Annotated in this window: 13 protein-coding genes; 4 read left to right on the forward strand and 9 right to left on the reverse strand. The window is 68.8% G+C overall.

Annotated elements, in window-relative coordinates; genetic code table 11:
• Window positions 1-47 precede the first annotated feature (47 nt).
• The 6 genes from NKH51_RS08220 to NKH51_RS08245 form a co-directional block, all read right to left on the reverse strand.
• Window positions 48-776: a helix-turn-helix domain-containing protein gene (locus NKH51_RS08220; RefSeq protein ID WP_254764818.1), complete on the reverse strand. Its 729-nt coding sequence runs from the start codon at window positions 774-776 to the stop codon at window positions 48-50.
• A 272-nt stretch (window positions 777-1,048) separates the two neighbouring features.
• Window positions 1,049-4,303: a bacterio-opsin activator domain-containing protein gene (locus NKH51_RS08225; protein ID WP_254764820.1), complete on the reverse strand. Its 3,255-nt coding sequence runs from the start codon at window positions 4,301-4,303 to the stop codon at window positions 1,049-1,051.
• Window positions 4,304-4,543: 240 nt separating this feature from the next.
• Window positions 4,544-4,966, reverse strand: a complete 423-nt coding sequence (locus NKH51_RS08230) for a universal stress protein (RefSeq protein WP_254764821.1) — start codon at window positions 4,964-4,966, stop codon at window positions 4,544-4,546.
• A 288-nt stretch (window positions 4,967-5,254) separates the two neighbouring features.
• The gene (locus NKH51_RS08235; protein WP_254764823.1) at window positions 5,255-5,938 is read right to left on the reverse strand and encodes a cytochrome c biogenesis CcdA family protein; all 684 of its coding nucleotides are present in this window, start codon (window positions 5,936-5,938) and stop codon (window positions 5,255-5,257) included.
• Window position 5,939: 1 nt separating this feature from the next.
• Window positions 5,940-6,527, reverse strand: a complete 588-nt coding sequence (locus NKH51_RS08240; RefSeq protein WP_254764825.1) for a TlpA family protein disulfide reductase — start codon at window positions 6,525-6,527, stop codon at window positions 5,940-5,942.
• 2 nt (window positions 6,528-6,529) lie between these two features.
• Entirely contained in the window at window positions 6,530-7,300 is a 771-nt protein-coding gene (locus NKH51_RS08245) for an SCO family protein (RefSeq protein ID WP_254764827.1), read from the reverse strand.
• A 156-nt stretch (window positions 7,301-7,456) separates the two neighbouring features.
• On the opposite strand from NKH51_RS08245, the gene NKH51_RS08250 reads away from it, so the two are divergent.
• Window positions 7,457-8,545 carry a DUF7350 domain-containing protein gene (locus NKH51_RS08250; RefSeq protein ID WP_254764829.1) on the forward strand — a complete coding sequence of 363 codons (1,089 nt, stop codon included), beginning with the start codon at window positions 7,457-7,459 and terminating at the stop codon, window positions 8,543-8,545.
• A 535-nt stretch (window positions 8,546-9,080) separates the two neighbouring features.
• On the opposite strand, the gene NKH51_RS08255 is transcribed toward NKH51_RS08250, so the two are convergent.
• Window positions 9,081-10,229: a M24 family metallopeptidase gene (locus NKH51_RS08255; protein ID WP_254764830.1), complete on the reverse strand. Its 1,149-nt coding sequence runs from the start codon at window positions 10,227-10,229 to the stop codon at window positions 9,081-9,083.
• 248 nt (window positions 10,230-10,477) lie between these two features.
• Here NKH51_RS08255 and NKH51_RS08260 point away from each other — a divergent pair, with 248 nt between their 5' ends.
• The 3 genes from NKH51_RS08260 (at window position 10,478) to NKH51_RS08270 (ending at window position 13,492) form a co-directional block, all read left to right on the forward strand.
• On the forward strand, window positions 10,478-12,160 hold the full coding sequence (locus tag NKH51_RS08260; RefSeq protein WP_254764832.1) for an alpha,alpha-trehalose-phosphate synthase (UDP-forming): 1,683 nt from the start codon (window positions 10,478-10,480) through the stop codon (window positions 12,158-12,160).
• Between the two features lie 3 nt (window positions 12,161-12,163).
• Window positions 12,164-13,018, forward strand: coding sequence for a trehalose-phosphatase (otsB, locus tag NKH51_RS08265; protein WP_254764834.1), 855 nt, complete (start codon window positions 12,164-12,166; stop codon window positions 13,016-13,018).
• A 123-nt stretch (window positions 13,019-13,141) separates the two neighbouring features.
• Window positions 13,142-13,492 (forward strand): winged helix-turn-helix domain-containing protein, encoded by a 351-nt coding sequence (locus NKH51_RS08270; protein WP_254764836.1) that lies wholly within the window; start codon window positions 13,142-13,144, stop codon window positions 13,490-13,492.
• A 167-nt stretch (window positions 13,493-13,659) separates the two neighbouring features.
• On the opposite strand, the gene NKH51_RS08275 is transcribed toward NKH51_RS08270, so the two are convergent.
• Window positions 13,660-14,412 carry a peptidase M10A and M12B matrixin and adamalysin gene (locus NKH51_RS08275; RefSeq protein ID WP_254764837.1) on the reverse strand — a complete coding sequence of 251 codons (753 nt, stop codon included), beginning with the start codon at window positions 14,410-14,412 and terminating at the stop codon, window positions 13,660-13,662.
• 125 nt (window positions 14,413-14,537) lie between these two features.
• A complete protein-coding gene (locus NKH51_RS08280; protein WP_254764839.1) occupies window positions 14,538-14,804 on the reverse strand; it encodes a hypothetical protein in 267 nt (88 codons plus the stop codon).
• Window positions 14,805-14,870: the final 66 nt, after the last annotated feature.

Raw genomic sequence — 14,870 nt, forward strand, 5'->3', positions numbered from 1 at the left:
AAATCGGACGGAGAAGCGCCACCCCAAACCGGGCGCGAGCCCGCGGTTCAGGCGAGTGTCGAGCCGCAGAGTTCGCCGATCGCACGCCGCAGCCGCTGGGAGACGGCCGATTTCGACACCTCGAGCCGATCGGCGAGTTCGTCCTGTGAGATGCCACGCGGCACGTCGAAATACCCCTCCTCGTGGGCGACGGCGAGTAACTCCTGTTGTTTCTCGGTCAGGGCGACGACGGCGTCGTCCCCGTCGTCGGACACACGGAGGTGGTCGACCGTGACGGAGACATCTCGGTTTCGACAGTAGTCGTTGAAAGCGACGAGACGATCGCGGTCGGGGAACCGAAGCTGGACCAGCCAGCCGTCGCGGGAGCTCGAGAGTTCGAGCAGGCGGCCACCGACGTCGGCGGTTGCGGCGGTGAACGTGACGGTCCGGTCGGCGAGCGCGACGCGGTACACTCGTCGGTCCGGATAGCGATCGACGAGGACCGGGTCGGTGACGGTCGGATCCGTCGAGAGGGCGGTCTCGAACGCGTCGAAATCGCTCCCGTAGACGGTGACGAACACGAGCGTCCGATCGGCGTCGACGGCGGTCCAGTAGTCGGGTTCGACGGTCACGTCGGCGGTGCGCTCGAGCGTCGGCCGCAAGAATAGGTCCGGATGATCGAGTCGGAGTTGGGCGATGATCCCGCCGTCGGCCACAGATCGGATCCCCGCCCGATCACCGTCCGCGTCGGCGACGGCGTCTGACCGGTCCTCGGCGTCGGCGATATCGATGCTCATCGAACCACCCGCGAGCCGATCGATCGGCCGTCGTAATCTCGTCTTACCTCGGACGCACTCATTGAATGGCTCATTAGGTGCCGAGAACATGACCGTGCGCGCTAGATACGGAACTGTTTCCAACGCTGACACCAATATGTATTCATCTTTCAGTCGTTCGACCGGTGTAGCGGCACTCGGAAACAGTCTATTACCCGATTACATACGCTTGTACCTCGGTGGAAAAGTCGGGTAAGAACGGACTACCGGTAGCAGGGTTGGGTCGGAGAGAGTCACTCGTCGGCGCCGTCGTCGAACAGCAGCGCGAACAGTTTCCGCTGGGCCAGTCGGAGGTGACGGCTAAACGTCGGCTGGGAGACTCCCAGCGAGTCGGCGACCTCCTCGCCGGTGTGCTCGCGGGGCCACTCGAAGAAGCCGCCGTAGTAGGCCGCCTCGAGCGTCCGCCGCTGGCGCTCGGAGAGGTGCTCGCCGAGTCGATCGAACGGGCGCGTCGCTCGCGGCAGCCGGTCCCGTTCCCGGCGCGCGATCAGTTCCGCCCCCGAATAAGTCCGCTCTATCGCCCGAACGAACGGCCGGACGGCGATCGGCTCCCCGAGTTCGATCGTGAGACGGGTTCGGTCGTCCACCGGCGAAACTGATCGGAGGACGCCGCCGCGATCGGCGACCGTTCGAGCGATGGTCCGTTCGGTCAGCGCGATCTCGAGGACCGCATCGTCGGTGCCACCGCCGACGACCGACACCGAGTCGACGGCAGCGACCGACGCGACCGACTCGCGGGCCGCGTCCGGGTCGGCTACCGCGACCGCACAGAAGACCGTCGAACCACCGGTGGATCGGGGAACGACCGCCCGAACGTCGAGCGGGCTACCGAGCCGGTGGGCGATCGCCGACAGCGGCTCCGCATCGTCTCGGAGCACGATCTCGAGTTCGGTGATTCGGTCGGCGAGCAACGCCTCGGTCGTCTCGATCGCGGCGATGGCGGCGCCGGCGATGGCCGCGAGGTGAGCGCAGACGCGCCGTGTGCGCTCGTCGAAGGCCGACGGCCGGTCCGCGTACGCGGTGAGCGTGCCGTAGCGCACTTCGCCCGCAGCGACCGGAACGCTCAGCGCGGACCGAAAGCCGCGCTCGAGGAGGCGCTGCCGCCACGCTTCGTCCGTGTCGGCGTCGGTCGCTCGGGCGCGTGAGTCGGGTCCACGAGGTGAATCGGCGGCGAGATCGTCGACGACGGTCGGTTCGCGGGTGGCCGCCGCGACCCCCGTCGGCTCGGCCCCCTCCCGGTCCTGCGGAAGCGCCGTCGACTCGAGGAAGGCGCCGTCTCGGCCGGCCCAGGTCGTCGGGACGACCGCCTCGCGGCCGTCGTCAGCGTGGCCGACCCAGACGAGTTCGATCTCGCCGGCCGACTCGAGCGGCGTCAGCGAAACGACCGCCTCGCAGAGCAATCGCTCGACGTCCGCGCGCGTCTCGGCGTTCAGCATCGACCGTTCGGCGTCCCACAGCCGTTCCGTCCGGGCCGCGACGGCCTCGAGGTGGGAACGCTCGCGTCGACACGCTCGGAGATCGGCGGCGTCCTTGAGGCCAGCGAGCGCGACGGTAGCGGCGTCCGAGAGGGTCTCGATCGGGGCGAAATCGAGTCTTTCGAAGGCCAGCGGCTCCGTACCGGTCGCGAGGACGACGCCGTCGGCCGCGATCGGCACGGCCAGGATCCGCTCCGCGCGGAGGCCGTTGGGACCGAACAGCCGCCGGAGCGCGCCCCGATCGTAGATCGTCGGGGACCGGTCCTCGAGCGCGTCGGCCAGCGGCGTCCCCTCGGGGTCGATCCACGGGGGCTCGATCGACTCCCCGTCGCCCCCGGCAACGCGCTCCGCCGCCGCGATCGCGGCCGGTCGAAAGCCGTCGTCGCTGGCGAGATACCAGACGGTGAGATCGGCGTCGGCGTACTCCCGGACGGCGTCGACGACGGCCGAGCGGACGGTCGACGGCGTCTCTGCCTCGCGAAGGGTGCGGGCGGTTCGGCGCACTGTCTCGAGCGCGGCGGCCGGGGAGCCACGCCGGTCGCGGACCACGCAGAGCGTTCGGTCGGGGTCGGACAGCGGCGCGACGAACACGTCGACCGGCCGGGAGGCGTCGATCGCGAGGTCGCCGGAGACGGGGTCCATCCACCTGACGACCGGCGAGCGCGCCCGCTCGCGGACCGCCGACGCGAGGTCGGCGTCGAACAGCGCGGCGAGGTCGCGGCCGATGAGGTCGTCCGTTCCGGCGAGCTCCCGCAGCGCCGGGTTAGCCAGCCGCACCGTTCCGTCCTCGAGGACGGCGACGCCGTCGTCCAGCGCGTCGACGACGGACTCGAGGAGGGCGAGCCGATCCCGGTCCGCCGCGGCCGCGGCGTCGGGGCCCCGGTCGCTGGCGCGGATCGAGACGCCGTCCGCTCCGGGGTGGATGTCGACGGTGAGCGGTCGCTCGAACGAGTCGGAGGCCGCCTCGAACGAGACCATCGACTCCGTCGCCCGGGCCTCGCGAACCCGATCGGCGAGCGCGCCGGCGAGGCCGTCGGGCAACAGATCCCAGACGACGGTTCCGGTGGGAATCTCGCGGCCGGGGCCGCGATCGGAGCGGGCGTCCGCCTCGCGGCCGTCGCCGGGGGCGAACAGCGACAGCGCCGCCGCGTTCGCGTACTGTAGCTCGTCCCGCGGGCCGATCGCGAAGACGGCGTCCTCGAGCCGATCGATTCCGGCCCGTACGGCGTCGTCAACGGCCGAGTCGGCCGCCGGAGCGCCCGTGTCCGTGATGACGATTCCCTCGACGGCCGGATCCGCGAGCCGGTTGGTACAGGAAAGCGCCGAGACCCGCCAGGTGCCGTCGGCGCGGCCGAGCCGACAGGTGACGCGCTCGGTCGTCCCGACGGGTGCCGCCGCGACGGCGTCGATCGTCTCGGTCACCGCCTCACGGTCGTCCGGATGAACGATCCGAGTGAGCGACGCCCGCTCGAGTTCGGCCGGCGTGTATCCGAGCCGCGACTCGACCGCGGGCGTCGCGTACGCGACCGCCCCGTCGGCGTCGACGACCCAGACGACGGCGTCGGCGCGCTCGAGGATCGAGCCGGAACGGCGGCGCGCGTCCGCCGCTGCGAGGCGATAGCGTTCGCGCTCGGCGGCGGTCCTGACGCGCGCCGTAAACACCGCCTCGGACGCGTGCCGGTCGACGACATCGCTCGCGCCGGCCTCGAGCGCCCGGTCGGCCTCGTCCTCGTCGGCGACGGCGACGATCGGTCGTCCGTCGGCGCGGTCGGCCAAGCGCTCGAGGGTCGATGTCGCCGCCGAGGCGTCCGCGGCCCCGTACGGACAGACGAGACAGTGGACCTCGCGGTCGGCGAGGCGCTCGCCGGCGGCCACGACGGACCGCGCCCTGAGCAGCGACCCGCCCTCGAACCCCGCCTCGAGGGCGGCCATCGCGTCGTCTGCCGATTTCGAGTCGCCGACGACGAGAACGCGCGGAGCGTCGCCGACGACCGTCGTCGCACCGTCGCTCATCGGAGTGCCACCACCGAGCGACCGATTCCCGCCGGCCGGGTGTGCGGTCCCGAGTGGCGCTGCTCGCTCGACGCGTCCATGTGTCGCTGTCGGTCCGGCGGACCGAGCGCCGAGCGGCCCGGACCGCGAACGAGGGACCCGGACACGACGGCGGCCGACTTGCAGTCTCGCTGCATACGTATCGATCCCGTATCAGTACCCAGTACGGTGGTACGAGTCGCCGTCACCTGACGGCGGAAGTCAGGACTGGTCCCGAACGGTGACCACCGGCACCGGCGCGTTTCGGACGATCTCTTCGGCGACGCTCCCCGAGATCAGGTGATCGAGCCCCGATCGGCCGGCCGTCCCGACGACGATCATATCGATCGAGTTCGCCTCCGCGACGTCGACGATCTGCTCTTGGGGCACGCCCGGACGGATCTCCGTCGTCGCCTCCACGCCCTCGCGAGCAGCCGCCTCCGCGGCCTCCTCGGCGGCCCTCGCGGCCTCGTCTTCCGGATCGTGGCGTAACCGGTCCTCCGTGTCCTCGGCCTGGGGCCCCTCTTCGGACACCGATAGCACGTGCAGCGTCGCATCGAGCTGGGCCGCCAGTTCGACCGCGTGGTCGGTCGCTCGACGAGCCGGGTCGCTCCCGTCCGTCGCGAGCAGCAGATCCTGATACATCGCTACTCGCCCCATTCGTCGGACAGGCGCATACATCCCAGACCTGCCGTTGCCTGCCGGTTTTTCACCCTTCGGAACGGCGCTCAAAAGACGACGGTCCACGTATGCCCGCAGCGTCGACACTCGAACTGCCGCTGCAACCCGGCATCGATCAGCGATCGATCGACCTCTTCGCCTGCCTTCTCGAGACAGCTCGGACAGCGGTGTCGGCTCACGATCCGTACTGGTGCCCGACCGGCGATAAACACTCACCCTTGGCAATTTGGATTAACTATAATTCAGCTGCGATTATGGTATCTGAATTACCTCGAGGACGACGATCGCGAGGTAGAGCTGGCCGATACCGGCGACGATCATGACCGCGCCCGCGAGTCGCTTGAGCGGGCCGGCGTAGGCCGCCAATCGCCCCGCGCCAGCGACGAGGCCCATCCCCGTCGCGACGGTCAGCGAGATCATGAGCACGACGAGGCTGCCGACGTACGTCCCGAGGAGGACGCTCGCCGAGACCACGGGCAACGAGAGCGCGCGGGTGACGACGCTCAAGAACACCGGCGCGACACAGCCCGCTGCCGCCAGCGCGTAGCCGATGCCGAAAATCGCGAAGCCGAACACGCTCGAGCGCCGCTTCGGGAGCGGGATGGTCAACGAGGGCGCGCGGTCGGTGACGACCAGAAGGCCGAACACGAGGAGAACGACGCCAGCGACCACCTCGAACAGCGTGACGGACGAGAGCGCGGAGTAGCCGACCCAGAACGCCGCCCCGAGCAAGGCGGTAAACGTCAGCAGGACGCCGAGGCCGGCGATCAGTCCCCGGCTCAGTGCGCCGCCGAGCGACGCGCGCTCGCCGTCGGTCTGGCTCACGTAGAAGCCGACGTATCCCGGCAGGAGCGGGAATGCACACGGCGAGAAGAAGGTGCCGATGCCGGTCGTCAGGCCGAAGATCGCCGAGCCGACGAGCGCCGCGTCGACCATCCTACTCGCCTCCGGCCGCGACGGCCTGCTCGATGCCGGCGACGAGTTCGTCCGCGGTTTTGATTCCCGTCTCGCGCCACCGGAGGGTTCCCGAGGCGTCGACCGCGACGGCGACCGGATACTGGCTCGCCCAGTACCGGGACGTGAGCTTCGCGGTCGGATCGAGGCCGATCGTCCAGTTTCCGTCGTGCTCTCGCCACCACGTCGAGAGCTCCGACGCGTCGATCGACCGGCCGAACGGTTCGTTAGTCACCGACAGGAAGACGACGTCGTCCGAGACTCGAGCGTGTGCGTCCGCCAGCGCGTCCATCTGTTTCTCGCAGGGCGTACACCACGTCGCGAAGAAGTCGACGAAGGTGGGCTGTCCCGGCGCCGGCACCTGAACGGTGCCGGCCTCGCTCCCGCGTGCGTCGACCGTCTCTATCTCGAGGGGGTCGAACTGCTTCCCGACGAGCCCGGACGACCCGTCGGCGTCGGAGCCGTCGCCGGAGCCGCCGGTGTCGAGATTCCCGCCGGTGGCCGCGAGCGCGCCGGCACCGGCGACGATGCCCGCGCCACCGAGTCCGGCGAGGAGCTCGCGTCGGCGCATCGTTAGCTATCGACCCCGACGACCGTGCGCGTGTCCTCGACCATCACTTCGGTGTTGATCCGTTCGTTCTGGGTAGCGGCCCTCGGATACGCTCGCTCGACGATCCCGCGGTCGTTGACGAGGGTGACCAGCGAGAAATGCGTGAACATGTACTCGCCGTGGTCGTGGCTCATCGACTCGTTGCCCGACGACGAGTTCGTCGATTCGCTCGTCGACGTGTTCGCGTTCGGCATCTCCTCGGTCCGCCGGAGTGGGAGCCCGAACGTGTCGGTCATGATCGATTTGGCGTCCTCGTTGGTCTCGGGTCGGAGGAAGTGCCAAGTTTCGGCCTCGTAGTCGATGCCCATCTGCGCGGCGAACGATCGGAGGGCCTCCGGCGTATCGCGGTTCGGATCGAACGTCATCGCGACCAGCCCGACGTCGTCCGTATAGCCCGTCTCGGCGGCGTCTTCCTGTATCCGGTGGAGGTGCTGGAGCAGCGTGGGACAGGCCCCGTCCGGACAGGAGGTGTAGATGTGCGTCATCACGAACGGGCGCTCCCCGACGAAGTGCTCGAGCGTGATGGCTTCCTCCTTGAGCGGGTCCCGGATCGAAAACGACGGGAACTCATCGCCGTAGATCGGATACGAGGGATCGCCCTGCTCGTACTCCGGCGGGTCGAGAACGGTCTCGGTGTCGTTGCTTCCGTTTCCGCCGAGCGCGTCGCCGAGACAGCCGGCCGCGCTCGCGAGCCCCGCGACGCCGAGCGAGCCGAGATACGTCCGCCGGTTCATATCGAACTCGAGGGAGCCCCCGATCAAATGCTCGTTGGTTCATTTCACGAAGCGGGTCCGTCGGCTCCGACCGCGAGCCGACTGTGAGTCGGCGCACTCGCGGCGTTCGACCCCCGAACCAACAGGCGTTTTGTCGCCCGTTTCCAAGATCCGCCGATGAACCGCCGGTCTTTCCTCCGTGGTACAGCCGCAGCCGGAGCCGCCGGCACCGTCGGGCTCGCCGGCTGTCTCGAGCGGCTCGGCTTCGAAGAGCAATCCGCCTGGGCGAACCCCCCGCTCGTCGAGGATCGGCCCGACGCCGTCTACCTCCCGGCCTCCCGCGAGGAGATGGGCATGTACGGCATGGCGACCGACGGCGATTACGCCGCCATGCTCACCTACACGTTTCCGCACCGCTTCTGGATCGTCAGCGGCGGGAAAGAGTTGGTCGAGGTCGACACCGACGACAGCCTCCACCTCATGTTCTCGCTTTGGGACCGCAAGACCGAGACCGTGCTGCCGGTGAACACGCGCCTCGAGATCCTGCAGGACGGTTCGCCGGTCGACATCGGCGTCTCCTCGCTGTGGCCGATGCTCTCCCAGCGGATGGGCTTTCACTACGGCGATAACGTCCGGCTGCCGGGGGAAGGCGAGTACACGGCCCGGATCACGGCCGGTCCCGTCGCGCTCGAGCGGACCGGCGCGTTCGAGGACCGGCTGGGCTCGCGGGCGACGCTCGAGATCGATTTCGAATATGCGCGGTCGGACATCAACGGGCTCTCGTTCGAGACGATCGACGAGAGCGAGCGCGGCAGCCGCGACGCGTTGCCGTTGATGAACCACGACGGGGACGACTCCGGCGGCCGACCGATGGGACGGGGAACCCCGGTCGAGGACCTCCCCGGCGAACTGCTCGGGACGAAACGCAGCGGCGACGCGGTGCTTCCCGCGCTCGCGTCCGACGCCGCCCGGTTCACCGACGGGGGCGCTTACCTGGCGGTCTCTCCCCGAACGCCGTACAACGATCTTATCGTTCCGTTCACGTCCCTGTCCGCGACCGTCGAACGCGACGGCTCGGTCGTCGCCGAGGGAGCGCTCACGGAGACGCTCGACGGCGAGTACGGCCACCACTACGGGCTCGCGGTCGACGACCTCGCCGCCGGCGATCACGTCACGATCACCGTCGACACGCCGCCGCAGGTGGCCCGCCACGACGGCTACGAGACGGCGTTTTTCGAGTTCGAGCCGGTGACCTACACGGTCTGACGAACCGCGACGGACGGGACGGTTTCACCGAGTTTCGGACAGAGACCGCGGCACGTACCGGTGCTGTGAGAGCACCAGCGTAGCCGCCGGCGGGACGGCGCAGCTTCGGCGTTTCGTTCGCCGTTCCACCGCGTAAACTCGAGCGTACCGTGAGCCGTGGATGAGAAACGAGTGCTAGCAGCGCCGTACGGTTCTGATAACTAACCGGGACCGCGGATTACGTTCGGGGCATGTCCAGTACAGGTCAACCAGATATGCAGATCGGCTGCCCGGAGTGCGAAGCAACGATCGCCGCGTCCGTGCCGCCCGGACCCGGCATCCACGCGGAGCGCGACTCCAACCCCCTCCTCGGAACGGAAACGCAGTGTCGTAACTGCGGCCACGAACTCGAGCTCTACTATTACTGACGCCGGCGAAGCGGACTCGTCGCCGGCGAACCGGTTCTCGCCGTCGGATCGACTCCTCGAGCGGCGCCGATCGGCTCCGGTTCGGTCGGAGCCGACGCTGACGGCGGTCGAAGGTCGCCGCCCGCGCGCTATCGACCGGTCTGCCAGCCTCGCGGCGTGTCGTTCAGTCGCTCGGCTCCGTCCTCGGTCACCGCGACGAGGTCCTCGATCCGGACGCCGAACTCGCCCTCGAGGTAGATCCCCGGTTCGACGCTGAAGACCATGCCGGGCTCGAGTTCGCGATCGCTCCCGTCGACGATGTAGGGCGGTTCGTGGACCTCGAGACCGACGCCGTGGCCGGTTCGGTGGACGAACGCGTCGCCGTAGCCGGCGTCCTCGATGAGGGACCTGGCGGTGCGATCGATCTCGCTGGCCGTCACACCCGGTTCGATGGCGTCGATCACCGCCTCCTGTGCCGCTCTGACGGTCTCGTGGACCCGCTCGTACTCGGCGGGCGGTTCGCCGACGACGATCGTCCGCGTCTGGTCGCCCGGATATCGGCCCGTTCCGACCTCGAGGTCGGCCGGAACGAACGCACCGAAATCGAGGACGATCGGATCGCCGGCCTCGATCTCGCGCGACCCGGGGTGGTGGTGCGGGCGCGCGCCGTTCGGGCCGGCGGCGACGATCGTCTCGAAGGCGGGCTCTATACCGCCCTCGGCGGCGAGCAGCCGGTCGATCTCGCTCGCCAGGTCCGCCTCGGTCGTTCCCACGAGGTCCGTCCCGCGCCCGCGGATCTCGAGCGCGACTCGGTCCGCGACCTCGCCGGCCCGCCGAAGTGCGGCGAGTTCGACCTCGTCCTTCCGAACGCGCAGCGGCTCGAGGACGGCGCTCGCGAGCCCGAACTCGGCCGCGGGCAACAGCGCACGCAGGTCCTGCGTGAACGTGGCCCACATCCGGTCGTCGACGAGGACGGTCGCGGGGTCGGACCCACCGAGCGAACAAGCTTCGAGCACGGCCGCCACGAGTTCGAGAGGCTCGTCCGCGTCGGCCCAGAGGCGGACCTCGAGATCCGCGACCGGCAGCTCGGACAGCTGGTCGTCGTACATCGACGGCGCGACGAGCGCGGGCTCGCCGGCTTGCGGGACGAACAGCAACAGGTGGCGTTCGGAGGGGGATTCCGCGAATCCGGTCAGATAGGTCAGGTTCGGGCTCGGAAAGCAGACGGCCAGATCGGCTCCCTGATCCGCGAGCCGCCGCTGACAGGCCGCGAGCCGGCGCTCGAACGGGGCGTTCATAACTGACGGTTCGCTCGAGCGGACAATCAACGTTTGGTCGCGACGACGGCGAGAGGCGGGCCAGCCGTACCCTCACTCGAGCCTCGCGGGTAGGAGCGAATTACCGGTCTTCCGGTTGGGGTATCGCTCGCCGGACCGTCCACCGCACGGAACGGTTCGGATTTCGCGGCCGTCAGCGGGAGCATATTAGACTCCCTGCGGTCGCAGGCCGCGAAGCAACCAGTGGGGAGGCTGTCTTGTTGCAGCGAATGCGAGATACTGAGCGGTTGTCGTCGACGACCGTACACAACCGACACCAACGGGGCGACGGACGCGGCCGGCTCGGCAACGGCGCGATCGACGGCCCTGACTGCCCCGGTTCGCTGATCGTGGTTTCGAACCGGGAACCCTACCGTCACGAGTACGAAGACGAATCCGCGGGCTCGGACGGCGCCGACGCCGACGGCGAACCGCCGACGGAGGCAGACGGCGGTGCGCGGTCGGCCACCGCGAGGCGATCGATCACGGTCGACGAACCGACCGGCGGCCTGACCGCCGGGCTTGACCCCGTGGTTCAGGAGACCGACGGAACCTGGATCGCCTGGGGCGACGGCGACGCAGACTTCGACGTGGCGGACGACCGAAACTGCGTGGCCGTGCCGCCCGACGAGGAGGCCTACACGCTCCACCGGCTCGACCTCTCCGAGGACGCGGTCGACGCCTACTACTACGGCTTCAGCAACCGCGTGCTCTGGCCGCTCTGTCACGGTTTTCCCGACCTGATCGAGGATCGACCGACGGATTTCGAGTGGTACCGGCGGGTCAACGAGCGCTTCGCCGACGCAGTCGGCGACCACGCCGACGAGGACTCGGTGATCTGGCTACAGGACTACCACCTCGCGCTCGCGCCGCGGCTGGTCCAGAAGTCGGTCCCCGACGGCGCGACCGTCGCCCACTTCTGGCACATCCCGTGGCCGACGCCGCAGACGTATCAGCACTGCCCCGCCGGCGTGCAACTCCTCGAGGGACTGCTCGGTAACGACCTGCTCGGCTTCCACGTCGAGAGCTACGTCGACTGTTTCCTCGACTGTGTCGAGCGATACGTCCCGAGCGCGACCGTCGACCGCGCCGACCGGACGGTCCGGTACGACGGACGGACGACCCGTGTCGTCGCGACGCCGATGGGCGTCGACGCGGAATCGTACGACCGGGATACCAGATCGGTCGAGACGGATCGGCTCCCATCGCTGTTCGAGGAGTACGGCATTCCCCACGGAACGGCGCTCGGGCTGGGACTCGACCGCCTCGATTACTCGAAAGGAATCCCGGAGCGGCTGGCGGCCATCGAGCGGTTCTTCGAGCGGAACCCCGACTGGCGCGGCGAGTTTACGTTCCTCCAGAAAGCGACCCCCTCGCGGACCGAGATCGACACCTACGAACGCTACGGCGAGCACGTCCGCAGCGAGGTCGAGCGGATCAACCGCCGCTTCGCGACCGCCGAGTGGCGGCCGATCGTCTACACCGAGGACGTGCTGCCCCGCGAGGACCTCTGTGCGCTCTACCGCCACGCCGATCTGATGGTCGTGAGCCCGCTGGTCGACGGAATGAACCTGGTCGCTCAGGAGTACGTCGCCGCGAGCGTCGATGGCGATGGCACGCTGGTGCTGAGCGATCGCACCGGCGCACACGAGCGCCTCGGCTCGCACGCGCTGACGATCGATCCGACCGACACCGACGGATTCGCCGGCCAACTCGAGCACGCGCTCACGATGACGGCCTACGAGCGCCGACGGCGGATGAACACGCTGCGCCAGCGCGTCTTCGCCGGCGACATCGAGGCGTGGATGGACACCCAGTTCGACTGGATCCGTCGCGTTCACGACGGCTCCGGTGAGGGCGAACCGAGTTCCGGTTCGGGGCCGGATTCCACGGAGCCGACCCCACCCGTGTAATCGATGGCGGGCACACGCACCGAATCGCCGCCGGCCCCCCTCGAGGACCGGATACCGGAGATTCGGGCGACGCTCGAGCGCGCCGCCGGCCTCCTCGTCTGTCTGGACTTCGACGGGACGCTGGCGCCGATCGTCGAGGAGCCAGACGCCGCAGCGCCGACCGACCGCAACCGGGAGGCGGTGACCGCGCTGGCGCGCACGCCAGGGGTAACGACGGCGGTGGTCAGCGGCCGAGCGCTGGCCGACGTCCGGGGGCGGATCGACGGTCCCGAGATCTACGCGGGGAACCACGGACTCGAACTCGTCCGCAACGGTGCGGTTGCCGTGCATCCGGTGGCGCGCAAGCGCGCGGCCACGGTCGAACGGATCTGTGCGACCCTCGAGACGGCGCTCGCGAGCGTGCCGAACGCCCGCGTCGAGAACAAGCGTCTGACCGGAACCGTCCACTTCAGGTCCGTGCCGGCGGCCGCGGAGGGCGTCGTCCGGCGGCTGACGCGGCGCGTCGTCGACCGGTTCGGCGACGACGAACTCGAGCTCTCGACGGGCAAACGAATCCTCGAGTTCGGGCCGGACTTCCCGTGGGGGAAGGGCAACGCGGTCGAACTGATCGCCGCCGACGAGCCGCCGGAGACGGCCGTCGTCTACGTCGGGGACGACGTCACCGACGAGTCGGCGTTTCGGGCCGTCGAACCCGACGGCATCGGCGTTCGCGTCGGACACGATGATCCGACGGCAGCCTCCTATCGGCTCGGCGACCCCGCGGACGTGGCGTCGTTTCTCTCGTGGCTCGAGGCGACCGGCACGGAACTGATCGACCGATCGAGTCGGAGGGACACGGTTCCCACGGAAATACAGTAGCGACGGGACTTGAACCGCGACCACAGGAACTAACTTACGGTAATGCCCATTACTAATACACCGTTTCGAGCCGAAAGTATTAGTTACCACTGGAAATATGGTCAGGTACGAGAGTGAACGAGAGTGAAACTCAGACAGCCAACTGATTTCCTGATCCTCGAGGCGCTCGAGGACAAGGGACGGAACGTCGCGACCAATCTGGCAGCGCACACGGGGAAAAGCCGAAAGAACATCAACACCAGACTGCCGGTGCTCGAGGACTACGGACTCGTCCGTAAAATCGGGCCCGCCGAACGGTCCGGCCTCTACGAGATCACGTCGATGGGGAAGGCCGCGCTCGTGTACCGCGATCAGTACGACGAAGCCGACGACTTCGAGTCGCTTATCGAAGGGCCAACCGCCAGCGCCGAACAAGAGGGGGAGGCGCAGGCGAGTTTCGCCCGCGGCGAGAACGAAACCGAAGACACGGAGTAACCGCACCGACGCCAAGATTGGACTCCGCCCGCGTTCGCTCCGCGTCCCTCGACGGCGATGCGACGTGAGCCGATTTTGCCCTCCACCACGACCGCCCAGTAGTGACGGCTCTCGAGTCGAGCCGAATTCGTATCGACGGCCGGTCTCCGACGAACGAGGCGTCGCCCTTAGACGGAGAGACCGCCGTCGTAGGCCGCTAGTTCGCGGCGAGCGCACGACGAAAAGGCCAGGCTGAATTTGCGGGGCCGATCCGCCGCCGACGGAATGGGGGTCCCGCAGTGCAACCGGTCGCGGTCGTACGCGGGGTCCCACGCGTAGGCGCTGAGCATCGGCGTCGCGACGACGGCACCGTCGTACAGGAAGGCGACGCCGTGGCGGTGGTTCAGGCCGAGTGCGTGCCCGACCTCGTGGACGAGCACCTGCATCGTTCGCGCCGGCGTCGTGTTCGGCACGACCGAGCGGTCGCGGTCGGTCACTAGTTCGTCGAACGGCTCGAGGTCGGCGATGTGTCGGGCACCGCCGACCGAGGCGACGTGGGGCAACCCGTATCCCGTCGGCGCGTGTTCCATGCTGCCGTCGGTTACCAATAGATTAACGTCTGAAACGGGCTCGATATCGCGCCGACCCAGCGCACCCGACGCGACGGCCATCGGCCACTCGCCGCGGCTGGTGACGCGTGCGGCATCTTCGGTCGACACGGCGACGGCGCCGCCGATCGAGACCTCGAGCGACCAGTGCTCGAGCGAGAGCATCGCCTCGAGATACGCACGGATGCGGGCGGCGACCCCGTCGTAGACCGCGGCTCGCTCGGAGAGCCAGACTCGGACCGCGAGCGTCTCGGCGGAGCGACGGGAAGTGTACGCCAGCGTGCCGAGCGAGGCCGCCGAGCCGAGCGTCCCGAGAAACACGCGTCGCTTCATGCACGGGGAGTCTCACGTCCGTTCCCAGAGCCTGCGGGTGAACATGGACGGGCGTTAAATCGCCCACCGGTTCGGTGGCTTGACCGCGGCCGGCATCGAGATACCGACGCCAGCACGCGATCGCGCTACTCCGATGACCGACGGCGAGTATCGACGACGCGCGCACGGCCGTCGGCTACGCGAATCTCGACGCCAGCCGGCAGCGTGTCGGCGTCCGTCGGCGTGAGCAACACGAGCGCACCGTCGCCGGTCTCGACCAGCCGTCGGTCGGGTCGTCGCTGCCGGACACAGAGCCGCCACTCGCCCGTTCGGTGGCGCTCCCGGACCTGCCAGTCGGTGTAATACCGGCCGTCGGACCCGACGTAGAGGGTCTCGAACGGGCGGGTTACCATGCGACATCCGGGCGGGATACCCGGTCTAACGGCGGCGTCCGAACGCTCATCGTCATCGTCGGTGAA

Source organism: Natrinema marinum, assembly GCF_024296685.1.
In the GTDB taxonomy this organism is placed as follows: domain Archaea; phylum Halobacteriota; class Halobacteria; order Halobacteriales; family Natrialbaceae; genus Natrinema; species Natrinema marinum.

What these genes read in the sequence shown, in the direction of transcription:
- NKH51_RS08220 (WP_254764818.1), bottom strand. Translation starts at nt 776, where the DNA reads ATGAGCATCGATATCGCCGACGCCGAGGACCGGTCAGACGCCGTCGCC.
- NKH51_RS08225 (WP_254764820.1), bottom strand. Translation starts at nt 4,303, where the DNA reads ATGAGCGACGGTGCGACGACGGTCGTCGGCGACGCTCCGCGCGTTCTC.
- NKH51_RS08230 (WP_254764821.1), bottom strand. Translation starts at nt 4,966, where the DNA reads ATGTATCAGGATCTGCTGCTCGCGACGGACGGGAGCGACCCGGCTCGT.
- NKH51_RS08235 (WP_254764823.1), bottom strand. Translation starts at nt 5,938, where the DNA reads ATGGTCGACGCGGCGCTCGTCGGCTCGGCGATCTTCGGCCTGACGACC.
- NKH51_RS08240 (WP_254764825.1), bottom strand. Translation starts at nt 6,527, where the DNA reads ATGCGCCGACGCGAGCTCCTCGCCGGACTCGGTGGCGCGGGCATCGTC.
- NKH51_RS08245 (WP_254764827.1), bottom strand. Translation starts at nt 7,300, where the DNA reads ATGAACCGGCGGACGTATCTCGGCTCGCTCGGCGTCGCGGGGCTCGCG.
- NKH51_RS08250 (WP_254764829.1), top strand. Translation starts at nt 7,457, where the DNA reads ATGAACCGCCGGTCTTTCCTCCGTGGTACAGCCGCAGCCGGAGCCGCC.
- NKH51_RS08255 (WP_254764830.1), bottom strand. Translation starts at nt 10,229, where the DNA reads ATGAACGCCCCGTTCGAGCGCCGGCTCGCGGCCTGTCAGCGGCGGCTC.
- NKH51_RS08260 (WP_254764832.1), top strand. Translation starts at nt 10,478, where the DNA reads ATGCGAGATACTGAGCGGTTGTCGTCGACGACCGTACACAACCGACAC.
- otsB (WP_254764834.1), top strand. Translation starts at nt 12,164, where the DNA reads ATGGCGGGCACACGCACCGAATCGCCGCCGGCCCCCCTCGAGGACCGG.
- NKH51_RS08275 (WP_254764837.1), bottom strand. Translation starts at nt 14,412, where the DNA reads ATGAAGCGACGCGTGTTTCTCGGGACGCTCGGCTCGGCGGCCTCGCTC.
- NKH51_RS08280 (WP_254764839.1), bottom strand. Translation starts at nt 14,804, where the DNA reads ATGGTAACCCGCCCGTTCGAGACCCTCTACGTCGGGTCCGACGGCCGG.